Genomic DNA, 22,349 nt, shown 5'->3' with positions numbered 1-22,349 from the left:
CCTCAGAACTGGAAGTAAAGGAACGGCGAGAAGCTTTGCGCCGAGAGTTTGAGAATCGAGGCGATGAACAGCAGCAGGATCAGCCCGCGCATCACGTAGCGCGACCAGTCCGCCGTCCAGTAGGCCGGTTGCACCTGGGCTTCGACGCCGACGGTGTAGCCAGGCTCGTGGATGCTCGCCGGGTTTTCGCCAGGCGCGGCTTTGATCATGCCCGGAGTCGCGGTGGCAGGGCCGTTGGCTTCGACGTTGACTTCAGGTTTGTTCTTCACCGGAGGCTGGTTGGTGTACAGATCACGCAGGCCGAAGAACGCCAGGGTTGCGTACGCCACCACCAGGGTTGCCACTTGCAGACCGGTGAGGCTGGCGCGGTTGAGTTCCGACAGCGACCAGTCGCTGAAGCTGAACATCGCGCCGTACATGCGCCCGGCGACGTGCAGGTTCTCGGCACGGAAGATCACCCAGCCCATCACCACCAGCAGGAAGGTCAGCGCCCAGCGGATCGGGTTGAGGCTGCGCGGCGAGGTGTTGATGCCGAGCATTTTTTCGATCGCCAGCCACATGCCGTGCCAGGCGCCCCAGACGATGTAAGTGATGTTCGCGCCGTGCCACAGACCACCCAACAGCATGGTCAGGAACAGGTTGCGATAGGTCATCAGCGTGCCTTTACGGTTACCGCCGAGGGTGATGTACAGGTAGTCACGCAGCCACGTCGACAGGCTGATGTGCCAGCGGCGCCAGAACTCGGTGATCGACTGGCTGATGTACGGCTGCTTGAAGTTTTCCATGAAGCGGAAACCCATCATCAGGCCCAGACCGATGGCCATGTCGCTGTAACCGGAGAAGTCGAAATACAGCTGCGCGGTGTACGCCAGCGCACCAAGCCAGGCATCCCCGGTGGTCGGATTTTGCAGGGCGAAGCAGTGGTCGGCCACTACCGCGAGGGTGTCGGCAATGAACACCTTCTTGATGAAACCCTGCATGAACCGCGTGCAGCCCTCGGAGAACTTGTCGAGGGTGTGGGTGCGGTTATTGAACTGGTCGGCGAGGTCGCGAAAACGCAGGACCGGACCGGCAATCAGGTGCGGGAAGATCGCCACGAACGCCGCGAAGTCGATCAGGTTGCGCGTGGCCGGGGTGTCGCCGCGATACACGTCGATGATGTAGCTGATCGACTCGAAGATGTAGAACGAGATACCGATCGGCAGCAGCACGTGGGTCAGGATGAACGGTTCCAGACCGAACGAGGTCATGATCGCGTTGATGCTGTCCACGCCGAAGTTGGCGTACTTGAAGTAGCCGAGGATGCACAGGTCGACCGCGACGCCGAGCAGCAGCCAGCGCTGTGCCGGTTTGCTGCGCACGCCGGCGGCACCGACTTTCAGGCCGATCCAGTAGTTCCACAGGGTGACGCCGGCGAACAGCGCCAGGAAGTCCACCCGCCACCACGCGTAGAACACGTAGCTGGCGATCAGCAGCAACAGGTTGCGATAGCGTTGCCCGCTCAAGTAGTACAAGCCGAGAAAGATCGGCAAGAACAGAAACAGGAACACGTTGGATGAAAATACCATCCCGATCTCTCCATGTTTGAACCAACAGTCAAGGGCCAAAGCCCCCCCAAACCCCCCGTGAAAATTCAGGGGGCGACATCACTTCACTGTGGGAGCGGGCTTGCTCGCGAAGGCGGTGTGTCAGTCGACATCAGTTTTGAATGTCAGACCGCATTCGCGAGCAAGCCCGCTCCCACAGGGGATTGCATTCACTCTTACGAACCCTTGTTGCCCTTCTCGTGGGACGGGTCGTAGACCTTGGTCAGGTCGCCACCCAGGCGGAAGGTCTTGAACGGCTGCATGCCGTGCTTCTTCTCGATCACATCCGCCGGGCAGGTGTAGAGGGTGCAGAACGGTTCGAGCCAGGCGAATTTCATGTCCTCTTTCAGGTCGGTCATGTCCTGCTCTTTGCCGTTCTTCTTCTCGAACTGATCCGGGTCTTTCACCCCGGCCAGCACCCGGTCACCCAGACGCTTGAGCGCGCTGTTGTTTTCCTGACGCAGATCGACACCGTTGACCTGGGCGAAACTGGCGATCATCGCCAGTGGCGGCAGGGCGTAGTTGTGATAGGCGAGGGCGCGTTGCTGGCGCTTGAGCTCGTTGGGCAGGAAGCCGTCGGCGTCGATTTGATTGACCCCGACCTTGTATTCCTTCACTGCCCAATCAAACAGGTCGCGACGGTTGGTGGCGATCGAGGTCGCCATCACCGACCACGCGGCCCAGTACGAGTGGTTGTTGGTTTTTTCCAGCGGCAGGTTGTCCCAGTCGCTGACCACCTGATCGGCCATCTTGCTGAACCACGCCTCGATCTGCTGCGCTTCTTGCTGATGCGTGGCCAGCGGATGCGAGTCGGAGAACTTCAGGCGAATGTACGAAGAGGCCATGCTGCCCAGCGCCCATTTGCGCATCGATTTGCCGGTGTGGTTGAAGTCTTTCGACATCAACGCATCGGCCTTGGCCCACGCGGTCAGCCAGTTGAGCGTGCAGTCGAGTTGCTCCGGACGACCGTCGCGCATGAACTGCATTACGCGTTTGGCGGTGCCGCGCTCCAGCGTGGTGATGTCCTTGGTGGTGTCGCGGAAGGCTTTTTCCGACTGCACGTTCAGGGTCGCGCGGGCCTTGTCCGAGCCTTCGTACTTGCTGCGAAATTGCAGCGGCCCGGTGTACGGCGCCGGCATCGCGTCGCAGCCTTCGCTGTTGTCGCCGCTCTTGAATTTATCCACCGGCGCAAAGTAGCCCTGCGGCGGACGCAGTGGCGCGGCGGCCTGAGTGGCCCCGGCGAACATCGCCAGGGTCAGCAGGGATGGCGCAAGCAAGTGTTTGATCGTTCGATTTCGCATAGCAGACCTCATTGCCCGAGCTGAGCGGTTTGTGGCCCAGCGCCCGGGAATACGTTGCGTTTGCAGATTTTCGCTTCGACTTTTTGCGGCGCGGTACCCGCTTCCGGGCCCTGGACTTCGACTGCCAGCAGATTTTGCGAGGCCCAGTCTTCGTCCGTGCGCAGCTCAAAGGCGAAACGACCGTCGGTGTCGGAGGTTTCCGGTTTCTCGATCTTGATGTCCTCGTGGCGACCGTTCATGTACCAGAGGGTGGCTTGCAGGGTTTTCACCGAGGTGTCGGCGAAGCGGATGTCGACCTGATGGCTGCTGTTCTGCAGGTTCAGGTTCTTGCTGTTGACCAGCAGTTCCTGTTTGCCGCCAGGCTTGAGCGTGGTGCTGGCGGACATTTGCGCGTCTTTGCCTTCGCAGCCGTTGTCGAGCAGCGACATCATCTGGCGGTAGATGGTCTCCTGGTCGAGGCGGTACAGCGGCGAGAATTCCCAGATCAGAATCTTCGGCGGGGTCTTCTGGAATTCGTCGCTACCGAGGTACTGCAGCATCGAACCTTCGAGACCACCGCCGGGGAAGGCGACGTTGAGAATGTCTGCACCGATTGCCTCTTCGAGGAAGCCGGCGAAGTTGTAGTTCTTGCCGCTGTGCGAGGTGCCCACGAGGGTGATTTGCGGGTTGCCGGAATCACCGAACAGGTCGCCGTCACCGGCCTCGCCTTTCGGCTCGGTGGTGAACTGGTCCATGTACTGGATCGCGTAACTGGTGCCGCACAGTTGCCCTGCCATGTTGTGCAGGGTGCCGGTCTTGCCCATGCGCCCGGTGCGCTTGGTTTCGAATTCACGCTTGGGAATGTCGGCGAAGGCCGGGATCTGCTTGACCTTCTCGGCGACGATTTTCGCTGTGCGCTGGGCACCGTATGGGGTCCAGTGCTGGTCGCCGCGGAAGTAGAAATCGTGGGCGGGCAGGGTGTCCGGCAGCGATTCGTTGGTCAGCGGCGAGAGGTCCGGCACCACGTAACCCATCTGCGCGAAACGCCCGAGCATGGTCTTGTAGTTGCCCAGCGCTTTCTCGTAATCGAACGCGGCTTTTTCCTGCGGGTTGAGCTTGTTGCGGTTCACCAAACCACGGGTCGGCTGATAGACGATCACCAGTTCGACGCCTTTGGCCTTGAACGCATCGTGCAGCTGTTGCAGGCGTTTGTAGCCGGCCGGGGTGGTGTTGAACTCGGTGCGCAGGTCTTCCTGGGTACGGAACAGCCAGTCGCCCTGCGCCTGCACCAGGGTGGTGAAGTTCTGCTGATAACGCGTGGTGTAGTTCTTCGCGTCATGGGCGGCCGGGCACAGGTTGCAGCACGGTTCGGCGCTGAACTTTGGCGGGGTGGCGCCCGCCGCTGCATCGGCGCGAGCGCCTTGGCTGGCCGCCAGAATGCCCACGGTCAGGGCCGACAGGCTGAGTAATCTGATCAAGTGTGGGTGCATAAAATTATCCTCAGTCCTGCAATTCGTTCTGGCGTTCGACAGGGTCGATCAGCACGGCTTTCTGCTGGCGCACCAGCAGGTCGAGAATTTCATCCTGGCGCTCGCCGAGGATGCCGTTGAAGCTGATGCCGCTGGATTTGGTCGGCGCCAGCATCGATACGCGATACAGCTCGACGCTCAATGGCGAGTCGATGGCCATCGGGCCGCTGCCGTTGGCCGCCAGTTCACCGCCGACCACGATCAGCGAGACTTGCGCGTCGAACGGGTCGAGCTTGATGTCACGGTCGGTGTCGGTCAGGTCCTTGATGTGGCCGTAGACGCCGGTCAGACCGTTGGCCATGGCGACGTTTTCGTAGAGGCGGATGTTCACGCTGTTACGAATGCGGATGCCGTGGCGCTTGTTGCTGATGACCTTGTTGCCCCACAGCAGGTTGTCGGCGGACTCGTAGAGGGTGATGCCGTCGGTGTGGTTCTTGTAGATCTCGTTGTAGGCAATGATGTTGTTGACGCTGTTACGGTCGATCACCAGGCCCGAGAGGTGGTTGTCGTAGCTCTTGTTGTTGAAGATGAAGCTGTCGTTCACTTCACGGGAAATGATGATGCCGTGCTTCTTCTTCGTACCGTGGACGGTGTTCTCGGCAATGATCAGACCGTGGGAACGGTCGTGCGGGTCGATGCCGTAGACGATGTTGTCCTTGTAAGTGTTGCCCTTGACCACGAAGTCGCGGGTCTCGTAGCAGTAGAAGCCGTACCACATGTCGGAGAACTCGGAGCCGACGATCCAGCCGGTCGGCTCGGGACGCTTGAGCACCTTGGCCATGTTCGGCGTGTACTGGGAAATACTCACCCCGTACGACTTACTGTTGGCGTAGCCGAAACTGGCCATCTTGCTGTTGACGATGTAGGTCTCGGTGCCGCCCCAGGCCAGCAGGAACGGACGGAATTCCTTCGGCGAACGGAAGGTTGCCGGGCCGTTGTCCTTCTCGCGCCAGCCGGTGACTTTGGTGTCACGCACGAACAGCTGACCGTCGTTGACCAGGAACGAACCGGCCTCTTGCGACAGGCGCAACTCCTGGGTCTGGCCGTCGATTTCGAGGATGCCTTTGCGGCCGACCACGATCGGCAGCTTCGCCAGGTACACGCCCGGCGCGGTCTCGCTGAAGTACTGCTTGGGCAGCTTCTGCGCCAGATCCTTGAGGTTCAGGTAACCGTCGTCGACGAAGATCGCCTGCGGGATGCCGTGCTGACGCACCACCCATTCGGCCATCTTGTTGTCGCCGCCGATGAAGTCCTTCAGCGCGTCTTCCTGCATCATCCGACGCACGCTGATCTTGCCCGGTTTGCTGCGATTGATCTTCGCGGCGGCAGCCTCGGCGGTGAAGCCGGACAGGTCGGGCAGTTTCGGCTTGGCCAGCTCCAGCGCCTCGGTCGGCGCGCTGCTGACGGTGTAGGTCTTGGCTTGTTGCAGCTCTTTGGCGGTGGTCACCGGTTTGCCCTGTTGAGGCACAGCCGGTTCCACCGTGGCGAACGCGCCAGCGGAGGCCAGCAGCATGGCGCCGGCCAACAGGCTGAGCGAGCCTTTCCTTGCATGGTGCATGTCGGGCACTCCCTTGGCGGTTTGCATCAGAAGCGCCAGATCACGTCGATGAACGCGCGGTGCATGTACGAATCGACCTGGCTGCCATAGGCATCACCCGGCTTGAACACGCCGCCACGGAAACGCACCAGCGCCGACGGTTCGTCGATCGACTGGCTCAACGCCGCCGGCAGCAAGCCTTGCTTGAAGTACTTGGTCACCACCAGGTCCATTTCCTGACCCAGGTCCTTGTTGCCATCCTGCAGCGGCAGCGAGGTGCTGGAGAGGATCGCGCCAGTGACGTCGTCGGTGTTGTTTTCCACGGCGTTGATGCCGTTGCTGCCCACCGGCTTGTTGCCGTCCACGCGCCAGAACTTGTGGTAGATCAGGCTGGCGTCGTACTGGTCGTTGAGCATCCACGAACCGAACAGGGTCGCGGTCTGCATGTTGTTCATTTCGCCACGGAACGCTTCGCCGAAACGGTGCACGCGCGAGCGGGTACCGGTGTAGTTGGAGCGGTTGCTCTCCAGACCGTTCTGCTGGTAATCGGCGCTGGCGCGGGCGTAGGCCGCACCGACCTGCCACTGCGGATCGAGGCGCAGACGCACGCCCAGGTCAGTGGCCCAGCCATTGATGTCATCGCTGTGTTTGGCCTGCGCCGGGCGGCTGCCATCGGCATTCAGCGGGTTGACCGAATCGAGGTCGCCGCTCATGCCGGTGATGCTGCCCCAGTAGTTGACGGTGTTGGTGTTGCGCCAGTTGTAGGCGTCGCTGTCGGCGGTCAGACCGAGCCAGCTGATGTCGCCGTTCTGGGTCTTGTCGAGGGTGTCGCGGGGCACGCCAGGTTCGGCGTAATCGAGCTTGCCGTTGTCGTGGGTGTGATGACCGCGAATGCCGACCCAGTTACCCGGTGTCCACTGGTAGGCGGCATCGGCGTAGGCGTGCAGGCGATCCTTGTCTTTCGGCGCCAGCTCTTTGAGGTCGGTGCGGTATTCGCTGAAGCGTTCGGCGACACCGACGTTGGCGCGCAACAGGGTGGTGTCGAAGGTCCAGTTCAGCGCTTCGATGTTGGTGTCGCGCCATTGGCCGTCGTCATTGCGCAGGCGCTGGCGACCGAGCTTGAGCATCTCGCCGGGGTACGGCGTCAGGCCGCTGTAGCCGACCCAGAACTCGCGCATCGCCAAGTAGTTTTTCTTGGTTTTGCGGTCGCTGTTGTCGGTGGTTTGCTCACCGTCCGACTGCTGCAAGGTGTCGGTTTCGATGATGTCGGTCGAGGTCACGGCCTGACCCATGGCGTAGGCACTCCACGCGCCGCTTTCGCCGTAGACCCACGGACGCAGATCCAGGCCCACACCGTTGACGTCGCCGCCGCTGGCGGTGCCGAGGTCGCGGTCGTCTTCGGACTGGCCGGTGATTTTTACTTCCAGACCGAAGTTCTTGGTTTCAGTGATCGCGGCCAGTGTCGGGCAAGACCAGATCAGCGCGAACGTGAGGCCAATGCCGGCCTTCACAAAGGGATTCAACTTCATAGGGATTCCTCGCCGTCTTCTTCTTGCAGGGCGTGCAGTTGCAGCGTGTTCTGGTTCAGGGCGCCACGGCTGGCCTGTTCCTGTTGCAGCAGGCGCTGGGCTTCGGCCAGACGCTCGGGCGGCAATTGTGCTGCCAGGGTGGTCGCCAGTTCATCGGCTTGCGGGGTGTTCTGCGCCTTGGCCAATTGGCTGAATACGTAGGCGTTGAGCGGGTCGGGCTTGGTGCCCTTGCCTTGGGAAAACAGTTGGGCGATGGCGAAATCGGCGCTGTTCTGGCCATTGCGCGCAGCGGTCAGCAGGTGGTCGAGGGCCTTCTGCGGGTAGACCTTGCCCAGGTAACCACGGCGATAGATCTGGCCGAGGTAATAGTCGGCGGCGACTTCGCGGCCGACGGCTTTTTGGAAGTGTTCTTCGGCGACTTTGGCGTCGGCCGGCACCAGTTTGCCTTCGTAGTAAAGCTTGCCCAGCAACAGTTCGGCGCGCGGCTGGTCGGCGGCGCGGCCGTTGTCCAGGTACTTCATCATCTGATCGACGTCGCCCAGTTCCGGGAAGTCGTAAAGCAGTTGCGCGAGGGTCACCCACGATGCCGGGTAGCCCGGAGCGATCGGTTCGAGCAGCGACTGCGCGGTCTTCTCGTCGGTCTTGCCGAGGGTCGAATCGGCCAGCACGCGGGCCACCGAATCGACGCGCTGCGCGCTGACCGTGCCACGGCTGTAACCGGCCTGCATCTGCTTGATCAGCTCGGCCTGTTGCTCCGGCTGGGCGCGTTTCTGATAGACCGTGGCCAGTTCGACGTAGCAGATGTCGGTGGTGTTGAGCGCGGCCTTGCAGATTTTTTCCACGTCATCCAGATGCTGGTCGTAAGTGCCCTGAGTGCGATACAGCAACACCTGCGCCAGACCCGCTTCCGGGTAACCGGATTTGCGCCACTGATCGATCTGTTGCTGCGCGTTGATGTTCGGGAAGCTGTGCGGGAATTGCAGGTACAGCATCGCCAGCGGGATCAACGTGTTGCCTTCGCCATTGGCGGCGGCTTTTTTCAGCAGGCTTTCGGCTTCATGGTGCTCGGCCTCAGTGGAGCCCGGTTTGGCCACCAGCAGACGACCGAGACGGGCCTGGGCCCGTGGCGACACGTCGGCGGCGGCGCGGTAGGTCGCTTCGGCCTGTTTGATCTGCTCGGGGTCGCGGCTGTCGACCTGGATATCGGCGAGACCGACTTGCGCCTCGCTGTAACCCAGATCTGCCAGTGCGCGGTAGTTCTGCGCGGCGGTGGCGGTGTCGCCACGCTTGAGCGCTTCGTTCGCCAGGCGTTGGTCGGGCAGGCCGGCGCAACCGGCGAGACTCACCGCCAATGCAACTGCACATACCGCTCCCATGTAGGAGTGAGCCTGCTCGCGATTCAGGCGGCGCGGTACATCAGACACACCGCGCTGATCCAATCGCTGGCAGGCCAGCTCCCACAGGGCTCGCGGTGTTTTCAGGATGGGTGGAGTAGTCACAGGCATGTCCTCGACTTAAAGACCGGCGGCCATGGCTTTGTCGATCAGCCAGTTCAGGTTCGGACCACGATCGCTGTTCACTTCCACCGGGCGGCCGGCGAAGCTGCTGTCCAGCGGCTCGTCAGGCTGGATCTGTACGCGGATGTCGGAGGACAGGTCGGCACTTTTCAGGCTGGTGCTGCTGACGATCTTGCCGGTGCGGGTCTGGTCTTCGCCGGCGATCTGGAAGCTCACTCGCGTACCCGGACGCACGTCGCCGAACTGGCGATAGGAGAAGCGTGCATCGACGGTGGCCTGTGTATTGCGCGGTACCAGAGTGAAGATCACGTCGCCCTTGCTGGCGTACTGACCGTCAGCCACCAGTTGCTGGGCCACGGTGCAATCGCACGGCGAGGTCAGGGTGCCGGTCATCTGCTTGCCGAACAGTTCTTCAACCTTGGCCGGTTGCAACTGGTCTTCGTCCAGATGGCCCTTGAGCACGTCGAGCATGCTGGTGCTGAAGGTCGCCAGCGGGGCGCCTTTGGCGGCGACGCCGTCGGACTTGACCAGGCTCTGCACGGTGCCGTCACGCGGCATGGTGATGTTCATTCCCGGCACGCTGACCAGACCTGCTTGCGCGTGGCTGACGAAGTACATGCCGTACACCGACTTGAAGACGAAACCGAAAGCGACCAGACCGATGGCGAAAATGCCAGCGCTGAAAGTCACGGCTTTCAGACGCCCGAACGGGGTCATGCCGCTCCCGCCGTCCTTGACCTTGCGCGCCTTGGTGAAGTTGTCGCGTTGCAGGGTCGCCAGCACTTCACCCATGCTGACGATGTCGCCGGCCAGGTGCGAAGTGATCAGGTGGCGCAGGGTGGAGATGTCCTGCGGCTCAAGGTTCTGGAACTGGCAACCGGCGCGGCCGCTCTGGCGATCGTAGGAGCGCACTTGAAGTTCGACGTCCATGGCCAGACCGAGGTTGTCGATGACGAATTGCAGGCGTGCCTTGTACACCTCGCCGATAGTCAGCGGCAGTTGCCCGGCGTTAAACGCCAGACCACCGGCGGACAGGTCGAGGACCCGCGCTTCGACCGGCGTCCGGTCCGGGCCGAAGAAACGCAGTTTGGCCGGGATTTTCACTCGGGCGTGCTGACGCTGGGCTTCGGATTCATGCACTACGTTGGCGTTGACGGCGGTATTCATGGGGGCGATTTCCTTGTTAATTCAATAGGGGCAGGTCAGACCATCATCAGCAGCACGGCGACGAAAATGCTGCCGGCGGAGAAGGTCATGGTCCGAGACGACCAGGTGTTGAACCAACGTTGAAAGCTGGCGAGATCACGGGTCAGGGAAGTGGGTTGGCGCGTCCAGGATTGCTGGTCGAGGCGGAAGAACACGTAGATCTTCACCAGCGCACCGACGATCTGGTTGTAATACAGAATCACGGGATAGGCCGGGCCGATCCGGTGACCGGAGCACGACAGCAGCAGGGTCAGAATCAGGCGGGTGATGCCGATCCACAGCAGGTAGGCGAGGATGAACGCGCCGCCGTACTTGAAGCTGGCGATGATCGCCACGGTCAGGCCCAGCAACGACGTCCACATCGAAACGCGCTGATCGAACAGCACCACCGAGGTGAAGGCGCCGAGGCGTTTCACACCTAGGCCCAGCGCTCGCGAGTTCTGGCGCAGGTTGTTCCCGTACCAGCGGAACATCAGTTTGCGGCTGGCCTTGATGAAGCTCTTTTCCGGCGGATGCTCAACGGTGTTGATCGCGGCGTCCGGCACGTAAAAGGTGTCGTAACCCAGGCGCATCAGGCTGAACCAGCTCGACTTGTCGTCGCCGGTGAGAAACTTGAAACGGCCCAGGCGCCAGTGTTGCAGCGAGTCGCTTTCGACGTCGGCGATGAATTCCGGGTCGGTGACCACGGTGGCACGGAACACCGACATGCGCCCGGTCATGGTCAGCACGCGCTTGGACAGGGCCATCGAGCACATGTTGATGTGGCGCTGGGCGAAACGCAGCTTGTGCCATTCGCTCATGATGTAGCCGCCGCGCACTTCGCAGAACTCGTTGGTGGTCAGGCCGCCGACATTGCCGAACAGCTGGAACCACGGCACGGTCTTGCGTACGGTGCCTTCGCCGAGCACGGTGTCGCCGTCGATCACGGCCACCACGGCGCGGTCGTCTGGCAGGTGACGGGAGATTGCGCGGAAACCGTAGGCCAGGCCATCGCGCTTGCCGGTGCCGGGAATGCGCACGAAGTCGAGCTTCACGCGGTCTGGCGGATTCATCCGCGCCCACAGCGCTTTCACCAGCAGCTCATCGGACATTTCGACGATCGAGCAGACCACGGTGGTCGGCAGTTCGCAGTCGATGGCTTCGCGGATCACCGAGCTGTAGACCTGTGCGGTGGTCAGCGCGTCGATACGGAAACTGGTGACCATCAGAAACACATGCGACGGGTCCGCCGCCTTACCCAGCTTGCGCACTTTGCGGCGCAGGTGCGGGTAAACGATGTAGAGAAAAATCATGCCGCGCACAAAGTGCGTTGCACCCATCGAGTAGCGCCAGATACCCACGGCGCCAATCAGGAAAATAAAGTCCTTCGACTCGGAGTCGAACGTGGACGTGGGCAGCATCAAGGCCAGGCCCAACAACAGGCTCAGAAACAAAAGCCAGCCGGCGGATTGCAGAAAGAAATGTTTGAGCTTGGTCATCGACGTCATCCAAGGTAAGAGAGGCTTCGAGCTGCAAGCTTCAAGCTGCAAGCGAAACGCTTTGCTTGCAGCTCGAGGCTTGTCGCTTGGCGCTGCTTTACCAGCAGATACCTTCAGTGCGAGTACCCGGGTTGGTGGCTTTGGCCATGAAGCCGACCAGGTCGATGACCTGTTTGCCCTGCGGTGCTTCCTGGGCCAGCGAGCGGAACTTCTCGTCGCGGTTGCCGAGGATGATCACGTCGGAGTTGTCGATCACCGAATCGAAGTCCGAGTTGAGCAGGGACGACACGTGCGGGATCTTCGACTCGATGTAGTCCTTGTTCGCGCCGTGAACACGGGCGTACTCGACGTTGCTGTCGTAGATGCTCAGGTCGTAGCCCTTGCCGATCAGCATTTCGGCCAGTTCCACCAGCGGACTTTCGCGCAGGTCGTCGGTACCGGCCTTGAAGCTCAGGCCGAGCAGGGCGACTTTGCGTTTGTCGTGGCTTTCAACGATGTCGAAGGCGTTCTGCACTTGCGATTCGTTACTGCGCATCAGCGAGTTGAGCAACGGTGCTTCGACGTCAAGCGAACTTGCACGGTAGGTCAGGGCGCGCACGTCTTTGGGCAGGCACGAACCACCGAAGGCGAAGCCCGGACGCATGTAGTACTGGGACAGGTTGAGGGTCTTGTCCTGGCAGACCACGTCCATCACTTCACGGCCATCGACGCCGACCGCTTTGGCGATGTTGCCGATCTCGTTGGCGAAGGTCACTTTGGTCGCGTGCCAGACGTTGCAGGTGTACTTGATCATCTCGGCGACCGCGATGTCCCTGCGGATGATCGGCGCGTCGAGTTCTTCGTACAGCGATTGCAGAACGTCGCCCGAGGCTTTGTCGAACTCGCCGATGACGGTCATCGGTGGCAGGTCGTAGTCCTTGATCGCGGTGGATTCACGCAGGAATTCCGGGTTGACCGCGACGCCGAAGTCGACACCGGCCTTCTTGCCCGAGCAGTCTTCGAGGATCGGGATCACCACGTTGGCAACGGTGCCCGGCAGCACGGTGCTGCGCACCACGATGGTGTGGCGGGTGGATTTTTCACGCAGCACGAAACCGATCTCGCGGCACACGGCCTCGATGTAGTTCAGTTCCAGGTCGCCGTTCTTCTTGCTCGGCGTACCGACGCAGATCATCGACAGGTCGGTGTCACGAATCGCCTCGGCGAAGTTGGTCGTACCGCGCAGACGACCGGTCTCGATACCCTGAGCCAGAAGTTCGCCCAGGCCCGGTTCAACAATCGGCGACTTGCCGGCGTTGATCATGTCGATCTTGTCTTTGGCAACATCGACGCCAACGACGTCATGGCCCCGTGCAGACAGGCAACCGGCACATACCGCGCCAACGTAACCCAAACCAAATATGCTGATGCGCATCGCAATTACCTCTGTGTTTTATCAAGCCATTAGATGGCCGGAGTTAATGGTGTTCAGCGGTCATAGTGCACTCGAAAGTGCGGCATACAGGCGCCACAATGCCGTGTGCAGGCATACTAAGTTCCGAGTGTCTAAATAAGTGCACTCAAGATGTGCGCAACTAGGCCTTAGTTGTTATGACTTGCCCTGTTATGCAGCGGATCTTCTTGCTGGAAGACTCTTGTGCATGTGTTCAGTCCACCTGATGTCGGACGAAAGGCCCGTAGATCAAGCGGTTGGGTGCTCAGGCGAGCACAATTACAGGGGCGCAGCCTTGGCCTTGTAGAGGATGTTTATGGTGCGTATCACCTATCCATCGTTAGTTGATCAGATGAGTGAACCATCTAGGCAAGTTGCTGTGACAACTTGGTTACATGGCTCTCCGCTCTGCGTAAGTTATCTCGTACAAACTCGGCGAGAATCGTTACCGGTGGTATGAGCTATGCATTTGGACATAGTTCCTACCCGCTCATCGCGAAATCTGAAATTTTTTGAAATATTGCCAAAGATGGCACTGGTCTCAATTTGATAGCACTTTCGATTTGGGCCTTTGTTAATCGGTGCGTAATCGAGCTAGATAGTTTTGTGCCACTACCGTAAAAAAATTTATGTGCCACTACTGAAAAAAAGTGCGGCTGTCGAGTGAAACTAAAATTAGAATTGGGCAGGACGATTTTATGGCGCCAATAAAACGGCGAAATGTTGCGAGGGATTTTTGACGTCGTGCGAGCTGCACGACTCTTTATAGAAAGAGTCGTGCAATGGGCATGCTTTATTCCGGGGCGTGGTCCCGCAGAAACACCAGATTGTCCGGTTTCGATTGCTCGGCACTGTAGCGATAACCCTGCACATCGAACTGCTTGAGCAGGGCAGGATCGTTGATTTTTTCCTGAATCACGAAACGGCTCATCAGGCCGCGGGCCTTCTTCGCGTAGAAGCTGATGATCTTGTACTGGCCGTTCTTCAGGTCCTTGAAATCGGTGCTGATGATCCGCGCGTTCAGGGCGCTGCGTTTGACCGCCGAAAAGTACTCGTTGGACGCCAGGTTCAGCAGCACATCGTCGCCTTGCTCGACGAGCGCTTCGTTGAGCCATTCGCTGATGCGGGTGCCCCAGAACGCGTACAGGTCCTTGCCACGGGCGTTGGCCAGTTTGGTGCCCATTTCCAGACGATACGGCTGCATCAGGTCCAGCGGACGCAGCAGACCATAGAGGCCGGAGAGCATGCGCAGGTGCTTTTGCGCGTAGTCGAACTGAGCTTCGCTGAACGATTGCGCGTCGAGGCCGGTGTATACGTCACCCTTGAACGCGAGCAGCGCCTGCTTGGCGTTTTCCGGGGTGAAGGCGGGCGTCCAGCTGCCGAAACGCGCGGCATTCAGGCCGCCGATCTTGTCGGACACGTGCATCAGTTCGCTGATCTGTGCCGGGCTCAGTTCGCGTAGCTGCTGGATCAGCTCCTGAGAATGATCGAGGTATTGCGGCTGGGTGAAGCGCTGGGTCGCCGGCGGTGTTTCGTAATCGAGGGTCTTGGCGGGGGAAATCACCATCAGCATGAAGTCGTCTCCTTTAATCGTGGGGGCGATTCTAGGGGGTTGGCCGAGTGGACTCCAGCTATCAAGTCCATAGGTGATCGACGGCTCGCCACATTTCCCTGTGGGAGGGGGCTTGCTCCCGAAGAGGCCGTGTCAGTCGCCATATTTACTGAATGACACACCGCATTCGGGAGCAAGCCCCCTCCCACAGGGAATCGGAGTGGCTGCGGGGAATCGTGCGGGATCAGCTATAGTGCCGCGCGGGTTTGGTTATGGAGACACCCCTTTGCGCATTGTTCTTTTATTCACCGCGTGGCTGTTGAGCTTCGGGGCCATGGCGGCGCCGGGCGATGTGGCGACGCTGGATCGCAGCACCTGGCCGGAGCAACTGAGCAGCCCGACGCTGTTCGACGTCGCCTCGCGCGCGGAAATCCTCATGTTCGCCCGGGGCCTGCTCGGCACCGAGGCGCTGGACGAGGCCGCGCTGGCCCAGCGCCTTGGGCTGCGCACGGTCAACGTCGACGCGATCAGCCGCCTGCGCCAGCGTCTCTGGGAACGTCTGTTGGCCAACTACAACTTCGCCCAGCAGAGCTGCGATCAGGATGCCTCGTTCTGCTTCCTCGTCGAAGACCTGCCGACCCTGCGCGAGCAGGCCGCCAAGTTCGTGGTCAGCGACGACAGCTATTACACCAAGTGGGCCGAGCCGAGCCGGTTGTTTCATCTGCAGTATCTGGACGAGCTGATGCGCAAGGCCGCGCTGTCGCCGCAAACCAGCAGCGAAGTCGATCAATTCGGCGACTACGAGCGCAACGGCGACGAGATGCACGATCGACTGTTTCTGCTGAGCTTCGACAGCGCCGCCAATCTGCAGCCGGACAACACCGACTGGATTGCCGACTACCTGCGCAAATCCAATCTCAGCGGCACGTTCTTCCTGTTGGGCAAGGATGTGCAGGCGCGGCTCGCTGATCGCTCGGTGAGCAACCTGCAATCGGAGTTCTCGAAACAGTGTGTGGGCGTGCAGGGTTGGGAGTTCCGTTCCCACAGCTATTGGCAGGACTGGCAGGACTCGGTGCGCCGCAGCGCCGATCTGGTGAAGAACAAGTTGCCGGAAAACTACGTGCCGCTGTTCCGTCCGCCGGAGGGACAGCGCCGCAGTGATGCTGGCAGCTTCTTCCGCAATCAGGGCCTGCAAGTGGCGCTGTGGGACATCGATGCCCAGGACGGCGCCGGCAAGCTCAAGGGCGCGCAGAGTGCGCAGCGGGTGCTGACCCTGATGCTGCTGTGGCGTCACGGGGTGATCAATTTCAACATGAAACAGGATGCGGTGAAGACCGCGTTGCCGTGGCTGATCACGCAAACTGCGCAAAGCGGCATCGGCTTTGAAGACTGTCAGGACGGGTTTCGCTGATAAACGGAAAAAGCCCGGAAACATTAGGCTTGGGGCGATTTTTCTAGAGAATTCGATGCAGGCGGACTTCCGACTTTAGCGGGGTCTGGACGGTCCGCCAAGGGCTTTTCGTCACTCTGCAAAATAAACTTAAAAAAACCGTCAAAGTGCTTTTTTATGTCATGGGTTTTGGAGTATTACGAAGACAGACCGCCGAAACCTGCAACACAGGTGGCGTCTTCCAAGACTCCTTTTGTGTGCAGTTCATCCAGGCCCTCGTGGATGGATTCGGCAGTCACTTCGAGGCGCAGCACCGCCCAGGTATTGCGTCGAATGGCTCCCACAAAGGTGACCGAGTATGGATGATCACGGACGTAGCCCTTCTTCCAACCAGCCAATCCTTTATGTACTCGATACCAACGTATTGATTCACGATCCAAATGCCCTGCTGAATTTCGAAGAACACCACGTCGCGATCCCGATGACCGTGCTCGAAGAGCTGGACAAGCTCAAGAGCGGCCATCACAGCGTTGCTGCCGAATGCCGCCAGGCGATCCGGCTGATCGACAAGACCCTGGGCGATGCCTCCCCCGAGGACGTTGAACTGGGTGTGCCGATCCAGCGCGGCAAGGGCGGCCCAAAGGGCTTGCTGTCAATTCTGATGAGCAAACAGGCCGAGTCGAACCTGATTCTGCCCGAGCATCTGAACGACAACAAAATCATCAACCAACTGATCGACCTGCACACCCGTGATCCGAAGAAGGCCGTGGTGCTGGTCACCAAAGACATCAACATGCGCCTCAAAGCGCGCGCCTGCGGGATCGATGCCGAGGACTACAGCACCGACCAGTTGGTCGACGACGTATCCCTGCTGCCCAACGGCTACCACAACATGACCGGCTCCTTTTGGGACCGCGTGAGCAAGGTCGAAACCCGTCAGGATCACGGCCGCACCTGGCATCAGGTGCAGTTGATCGATAACCTGCCGGCGGTGCACATCAACGAGTTCATCATTGACGAACAAGGCTTTGTCGGCTGGATCAAGGAAATCCAGGAAGACAAACTGCTGATCCTCGACCTGCATCAGGAACCGCTGCTGCATCAGGAAGCCTGGGGCCTCAAACCGCGCGACATCTATCAGAGCCTGGCGCTGTATGCGTTGCTGGATCCGGACATTCACCTGGTCAACCTGTCGGGTGCCGCCGGCTCCGGTAAAACCATTCTGGCGCTGGCTGCGGCGATCGAGCAGACCATGGTCAGCAAGCGCTATCGCCGGATCATTGCGACCCGTAGCGTGCAGGGCCTGGACCAGGAAATCGGCTTCCTGCCCGGCACCGAAGCGGAAAAAATGGAGCCTTGGCTGGGCGCCATCACCGACAACCTCGAAGCCTTGCACATGGATGACGAAAACACCCATGGCAGCGTCGATTACATCCTCAGCAAAGTGCCGTTGCAGTTCAAATCGCTCAACTACATTCGTGGTCGCAGCTTCCAGCAGAGCCTGATCCTGATCGACGAATGCCAGAACCTCACGCCGCACCAGATGAAAACCATCATCACCCGGGCCGGCGCCGGTTCCAAAGTGGTGTGCCTGGGCAACCTGGCACAGATCGATACCCCTTACCTGTCCGCGACCAGCTCCGGGCTGACCTACCTGACCGAACGCTTCAAGGATTTCCCCAACGGGGTGCACATCACCCTGCAAGGGGTGCCACGCTCGATTCTGGCCGAATACGCCGAATCGCATCTGTAACCCTTCCAACAAAACCGGGCGGCCTGACAGCCGCCCTTTTTTTTATGGATAAACGCAAGGCCATTGTAGGAGTGAGCCTGCTCGCGATAGCGGTGTGACATTCAGCATAATTGTCGACTGATACACCGCTATCGCGAGCAGGCTCACTCCTACAGGGGATTTGCGGGGCAACAGTAATCTCACTCGCAGATATTTGACCCACAGGTTTACAATCCCTGCTCCTGATCAGGAGTAATCCCGTGCTGACTCATCTCGATTCCCAAGGTCGCGCCAACATGGTCGACGTCACCGAAAAAGCCGTGACGTTCCGTGAGGCGACAGCCCAAGCGCTGGTGCGCATGCTCCCCGAAACCCTGCAGATGATCGTCAGCGGCGGCCATCCCAAGGGCGACGTGTTTGCCGTGGCGCGCATTGCCGGCATTCAGGCGGCGAAGAAAACCAGTGATCTGATCCCGCTGTGCCATCCGCTGATGCTCACCGGGGTCAAGGTTGAACTCAGCGCTGAAGGTGACGACAGCGTGCGCATCGTCGCCCGCTGCAAGCTGTCAGGGCAGACCGGCGTAGAGATGGAAGCACTGACCGCTGCCAGCGTCGCCGCACTGACCATCTATGACATGTGCAAAGCGGTGGATCGCGGCATGATCATCGAAAGCGTGCGTCTGCTGGAGAAGGTCGGCGGCAAGAGCGGGCATTTTCAGGCGGAGCAGCCATGAAGCTGACGGTTAAATTCTTTGCCCGTTATCGTGAAGCGCTGGGCGTGGACTCGGTCGAGGTCGAAGGCGATTTCGCCACGGTCGACGCTGTGCGTGCGCTGCTCGCGCAACGCGAGGGCGCCGAAGTGCTGAGCGAACAGAACCTGATGTGCGCACGCAACGAAGACCTGTGCCCGCTCGACGAGCCGGTGAGCGATGGCGACGAAGTGGCGTTTTTCCCCACCGTGACCGGAGGCTGAGGCATGGCGATTCGAGTGCAGTCCACGGCGTTCGATCCCGGCGCTGAAGTCAACGCGATGCACGCGGCGAATGTCGGTGTCGGCGCGGTGGTGAGTTTTGTCGGCTACGTGCGCGACTTCAACGACGGTCTGGATGTGGCGGGTATGTTCCTCGAGCATTATCCGGGCATGACCGAAAAAGCCCTTGGCAAGATCGCCGTCGAGGCCGAGCAGCGCTGGCCGCTGTTGAAGCTGGAAGTGCTGCACCGCATCGGCGCGCTGGAGCCTGGCGAGCCGATCGTGTTTGTCGGTGCGGCCAGTGCCCATCGCCAGGCGGCGTTCGACGCCTGCGCCTTTGTCATGGACTACCTGAAAACCCGCGCGCCGTTCTGGAAGAAAGAAAACACCAGTGACGGCCCGCGCTGGGTCGAGGGGCGTGACAGTGATCATGCCGCTGCGGATCGCTGGAAAAAATAGTTTTTATAGCGCCTTCAAGTCCGTCTTCGCGAGCAGGCTCGCTCCCACAGGAGAACGCATTCCAATGTGGGAGCGGGCTTGCTCGCGAAGGGGCCATCTGTAACACCAAAAACCTCGCAGACACACTCTCTTCCCTAATTGACGGCTTGTACCTATAAGTCCAATATGGATTTCCAAGTACAAAAAGCTTCAATCTTGCCGCTCGTAGCTCCCTGCTCCCAGCTGCTCTTCTTCGTCTTGCCAAACCAACAACAACCCGCGAGAGAACGAACATGAAGAAACTCCCCCTGATTACCGGTCTGGCCCTGAGCCTGTTGGCGTGCGCCAGCTCGTTTGCCGCCGAGAAGACCCTGCGCATCGGCATCGAGGCCGCTTATCCACCGTTCGCTTCGAAAACCGACAAGGGTGAAATCGTCGGTTTCGACTACGACATCGGCAACGCCCTGTGCGCGCAGATGAAGGTCAAGTGTGTGTGGGTCGAGGGTGAGTTCGATGGCCTGATCCCTTCGCTGAAAGTGAAGAAAATCGACATGGCGCTGTCGTCGATGACCATCAACGAAGACCGCAAGAAGTCGGTGGATTTCACCCACAAGTACTACTTCACGTCGTCGCGACTGGTGATGAAGGAAGGCGCCACGGTCGATGACCAGTACGCCAGCCTCAAGGGCAAGACCGTCGGCGTGCAGCGCGCCACCACCACCGACCGTTATGCTACCGAGGTGTTCGAACCGAAGGGCATCAACGTCAAGCGCTACGGCAATAACGAAGAAATCTACATGGACCTGGCGGCCGGGCGGCTGGATGCGATTTTCGCCGACACCATTCCGCTGAACGATTTCCTGTCGATGCCGCGCGGCAAGGGCTACGCGTTTGTCGGGCCGGAGCTGAAGGATCCGAAGTACGTGGGCGAAGGCGCGGGGATCGCGGTGCGCAAGGGCAATACCGAGTTGGTCAGCGAGTTGAACACGGCCATCGACGGGATTCGGGCGAGTGGCGAGTATCAGAAGATTTCCCAGAAGTATTTCAAGTCCGACATCTACGGCGACTGATAGTCCGCCTTCGGGAGCAAGCCCCCTCCCACAGGGGAACGCATTCAAATGTGGGAGGGGGCTTGCTCCCGAAAGGGACGGATCAGGCAATACAGCTTATGGATCCTAGCCCTTCAATTCCTTCAAATGCTTGTACACCGTCGCCCGCCCCATGTTCAGCACATTGGCCACATAGTTCGAGGCGCTCTTGCCCTTGAACGCGCCTTCAGCGTGCAGCGCCAGAACCAGTTCGCGCTTGTGATCGCGGGTCAGCAGATTCAGGCTCAGCTGGCGCTCGCGCAGCCAGGCGTGGAGGAAGGTGTTGATGCGTTCCTGCCAGTCATCGCGAAACAGTGAATCCGGCTGCGGGATCAGTTTGCTCGGCGACAGGAACAGATCCAGCGCGGCCTTGGCATTCTCGAACAACGAAATATTCAGGTTGATGCACAGCACCGCCAGTGGCCGCTCATCGTGGTCGCGCAGCACGGTGCTCAGGCTGCGGATTTTCTGGCCGTCCCAATTGAGCTTTTCGTACGGGCCGATGTTGCGCTCGCTGACCTCCTCGCTGAGCATGTCTTCAAGCGATGAATCGTCGCCGATCTCGCGCTTGGACAGGTTGTTGGCGATGTAGTCGACCTTCTGCGTGCGCAGGTCGTGCAGCACCACTTCGGCGTGGGGAAAGAACAGCGTGGCGATGGCGTCGGCGATGGCACGGAAGTTATCCAGGGCCGGATCGAATTCGGGGGCGGTCATGTTTGTGGAGCTCCAGGCAGCGTCAGCGCCCCCGTGCACGGGGGCGCTGCGAGTGTGCCGCAATCCGTTGGGCGCGTCATCCGCAGGGGGCATCAGCGCAGTCGTGAAGGGGAGAGCATGGCGCTGCTCAGGCCGAACTGCTGCAACGACTCAGGCAACGGCTGACCACGCACCAATGCCGCGCTGGCCTGGCCCATGGCCGGTGACGTCTGAATACCGTAACCGCCCTGGGCCGCGACCCAGAACAGCCCCGGCACCTGCGGATCGAAACCGCTGAGCAGATCACCGTCGGCGACGAAGCTGCGCAGTCCGGCCCAGGTGCGGGTCGGGCGGCGAATGGTCAGGGTCGTGGCCTCTTCGATCTGATAGATGCCCATGGCGATGTCCAACTCTTCCGGTTGCACGTCATGCGGTTCGACCGGGTCGGCGTTGGCCGGCGAGCCGAGGAACATCCCGGCGTCGGGTTTCATGTAGAACGATTCGTCGAGGCTGACCAGCATCGGCCAGTGATGAATGTCCACGCCCTCGGGGCCGGCGAAAATGAACGCCGCACGGCGTTTCGGTTGCAGGCCCAGCGCCTGGGCGCCAGCCAGCGCGCCGATCTGGTCAGCCCAGGCGCCGGCGGCGTTGATGATGACCGGCGCGCTGAAGGTCTGACCGTTGGTTTGCACCTGCCAGAGGCCAGCGGCGTCGCGCGTCAGGCCCAGCACCTCGCAATCGGTGCGCACCTCGCCGTTGTTGCGGCGGATACCGCGCAGGTAGCCCTGATGCAGGGCGTCGGTGTCGATGTCACTGGCGGTCGGATCGTAGATCGCGCCGTGGACTTTTTCCCGACGCAGGATCGGCAGACGGGCGCAGGCTTCGTCGGCGCTGAGCAACTGCATTTCTGGCACTGTGGCTTTAGCGCTGAGGTACTGGTTGTTCAGCTCGGCGGCGTCACCGCTGAAGTCCACGGTCATTTCGCCGCGCGGCGTGAGCAATGGATGCTCGCAGAAGCCGCTCGGCGGATGGTCGAAAAACTCACGGCTGGCCAGTGTCAGCGCGCGCACCTGCGGCGTACCGTAGGCGGCGGTGTACAGCGCGGCAGAACGCCCGGTGGAGTGATAGGCCGGGTGCGATTCACGTTCGAGCACGATCACTTTGGCGTGGGGCGACAGCCAGAAACCGGTGGAAGCGCCGGCAATCCCGCCGCCGATGATGATGAAATCTGCCTGGCTCATGAAAGTCTCCAGTTGCTCGCAATATTGGAAAATTCGCTGATCCCCTGTGGGAGCGGGCTTGCTCGCGGAGGCGGGGTGTCATTCGGGAAAAACGTTGCCTCGCATGGGCTCCTCGCCCGCAAGGCCGCCCCCCCCAAGCGGTTTGTGGGGG

At 60.5% G+C, this 22,349-nt stretch carries 18 protein-coding genes; 6 read left to right on the top strand and 12 right to left on the bottom strand.

Features of this window, described 5'->3' with window-relative positions; translation table 11 throughout:
• Window positions 1-2 precede the first annotated feature (2 nt).
• From LVD08_RS07960 to yaaA, 10 genes are all read right to left on the bottom strand, one after another.
• Window positions 3-1,568 carry an MBOAT family O-acyltransferase gene (locus tag LVD08_RS07960; protein WP_247267862.1) on the bottom strand — a complete coding sequence of 522 codons (1,566 nt, stop codon included), beginning with the start codon at window positions 1,566-1,568 and terminating at the stop codon, window positions 3-5.
• A 194-nt stretch (window positions 1,569-1,762) separates the two neighbouring features.
• A complete protein-coding gene (locus tag LVD08_RS07955) occupies window positions 1,763-2,887 on the bottom strand; it encodes a mannuronate-specific alginate lyase (protein ID WP_115988166.1) in 1,125 nt (374 codons plus the stop codon).
• An 8-nt stretch (window positions 2,888-2,895) separates the two neighbouring features.
• Complete coding sequence (locus tag LVD08_RS07950) at window positions 2,896-4,356, bottom strand: alginate O-acetyltransferase (protein WP_024164482.1); 1,461 nt, start codon at window positions 4,354-4,356, stop codon at window positions 2,896-2,898.
• A 10-nt stretch (window positions 4,357-4,366) separates the two neighbouring features.
• A complete protein-coding gene (algG, locus tag LVD08_RS07945; protein ID WP_247267861.1) occupies window positions 4,367-5,953 on the bottom strand; it encodes a mannuronan 5-epimerase AlgG in 1,587 nt (528 codons plus the stop codon).
• 26 nt (window positions 5,954-5,979) lie between these two features.
• Window positions 5,980-7,461, bottom strand: a complete 1,482-nt coding sequence (locus tag LVD08_RS07940; protein WP_247267860.1) for an alginate export family protein — start codon at window positions 7,459-7,461, stop codon at window positions 5,980-5,982.
• Window positions 7,458-8,966 carry an alginate biosynthesis TPR repeat lipoprotein AlgK gene (algK, locus tag LVD08_RS07935; protein WP_274621138.1) on the bottom strand — a complete coding sequence of 503 codons (1,509 nt, stop codon included), beginning with the start codon at window positions 8,964-8,966 and terminating at the stop codon, window positions 7,458-7,460. The genes LVD08_RS07940 and algK overlap by 4 nt, the downstream gene beginning before the upstream one ends.
• 9 nt (window positions 8,967-8,975) lie before the next feature.
• A complete protein-coding gene (locus LVD08_RS07930; RefSeq protein ID WP_103369089.1) occupies window positions 8,976-10,145 on the bottom strand; it encodes an alginate biosynthesis protein Alg44 in 1,170 nt (389 codons plus the stop codon).
• 35 nt (window positions 10,146-10,180) lie between these two features.
• Window positions 10,181-11,662, bottom strand: a complete 1,482-nt coding sequence (gene alg8, locus LVD08_RS07925) for a mannuronan synthase (protein ID WP_171061828.1) — start codon at window positions 11,660-11,662, stop codon at window positions 10,181-10,183.
• 97 nt (window positions 11,663-11,759) lie between these two features.
• Window positions 11,760-13,076 (bottom strand): nucleotide sugar dehydrogenase, encoded by a 1,317-nt coding sequence (locus LVD08_RS07920; RefSeq protein ID WP_247267859.1) that lies wholly within the window; start codon window positions 13,074-13,076, stop codon window positions 11,760-11,762.
• 811 nt (window positions 13,077-13,887) lie between these two features.
• On the bottom strand, window positions 13,888-14,667 hold the full coding sequence (yaaA, locus tag LVD08_RS07915; RefSeq protein WP_247267858.1) for a peroxide stress protein YaaA: 780 nt from the start codon (window positions 14,665-14,667) through the stop codon (window positions 13,888-13,890).
• A 313-nt stretch (window positions 14,668-14,980) separates the two neighbouring features.
• Between yaaA and LVD08_RS07910 the strand changes: the two genes are divergently transcribed.
• From LVD08_RS07910 to LVD08_RS07885, 6 genes are all read left to right on the top strand, one after another.
• Window positions 14,981-16,057 carry a polysaccharide deacetylase family protein gene (locus LVD08_RS07910; RefSeq protein WP_372241220.1) on the top strand — a complete coding sequence of 359 codons (1,077 nt, stop codon included), beginning with the start codon at window positions 14,981-14,983 and terminating at the stop codon, window positions 16,055-16,057.
• A gap of 337 nt (window positions 16,058-16,394) precedes the next feature.
• Complete coding sequence (locus tag LVD08_RS07905) at window positions 16,395-17,789, top strand: PhoH family protein (protein ID WP_027610931.1); 1,395 nt, start codon at window positions 16,395-16,397, stop codon at window positions 17,787-17,789.
• 239 nt (window positions 17,790-18,028) lie between these two features.
• Window positions 18,029-18,502 carry a cyclic pyranopterin monophosphate synthase MoaC gene (moaC, locus tag LVD08_RS07900; protein WP_027610932.1) on the top strand — a complete coding sequence of 158 codons (474 nt, stop codon included), beginning with the start codon at window positions 18,029-18,031 and terminating at the stop codon, window positions 18,500-18,502.
• Window positions 18,499-18,741, top strand: a complete 243-nt coding sequence (moaD, locus tag LVD08_RS07895; protein ID WP_098967306.1) for a molybdopterin converting factor subunit 1 — start codon at window positions 18,499-18,501, stop codon at window positions 18,739-18,741. The genes moaC and moaD overlap by 4 nt, the downstream gene beginning before the upstream one ends.
• 3 nt (window positions 18,742-18,744) lie before the next feature.
• Window positions 18,745-19,197: a molybdopterin synthase catalytic subunit MoaE gene (gene moaE / locus LVD08_RS07890; protein ID WP_007965204.1), complete on the top strand. Its 453-nt coding sequence runs from the start codon at window positions 18,745-18,747 to the stop codon at window positions 19,195-19,197.
• A 272-nt stretch (window positions 19,198-19,469) separates the two neighbouring features.
• Window positions 19,470-20,246 carry an ABC transporter substrate-binding protein gene (locus LVD08_RS07885; RefSeq protein ID WP_247267857.1) on the top strand — a complete coding sequence of 259 codons (777 nt, stop codon included), beginning with the start codon at window positions 19,470-19,472 and terminating at the stop codon, window positions 20,244-20,246.
• A gap of 105 nt (window positions 20,247-20,351) precedes the next feature.
• Here LVD08_RS07885 and LVD08_RS07880 read toward each other — a convergent pair whose 3' ends face one another.
• Together LVD08_RS07880 and LVD08_RS07875 are read right to left on the bottom strand one after the other, a co-directional pair.
• Window positions 20,352-20,978 carry a helix-turn-helix transcriptional regulator gene (locus LVD08_RS07880; RefSeq protein WP_098967310.1) on the bottom strand — a complete coding sequence of 209 codons (627 nt, stop codon included), beginning with the start codon at window positions 20,976-20,978 and terminating at the stop codon, window positions 20,352-20,354.
• Window positions 20,979-21,070: 92 nt separating this feature from the next.
• Window positions 21,071-22,198, bottom strand: coding sequence for an NAD(P)/FAD-dependent oxidoreductase (locus tag LVD08_RS07875; protein ID WP_202370106.1), 1,128 nt, complete (start codon window positions 22,196-22,198; stop codon window positions 21,071-21,073).
• Window positions 22,199-22,349: the final 151 nt, after the last annotated feature.

It is taken from the genome of Pseudomonas sp. YL2, assembly GCF_023063025.1.
Lineage (GTDB): Bacteria > Pseudomonadota > Gammaproteobacteria > Pseudomonadales > Pseudomonadaceae > Aquipseudomonas > Aquipseudomonas putida_A.
Note: the sequence above shows the minus strand (reverse complement) of the source record. Positions and strands in the feature narration are given on the sequence as shown.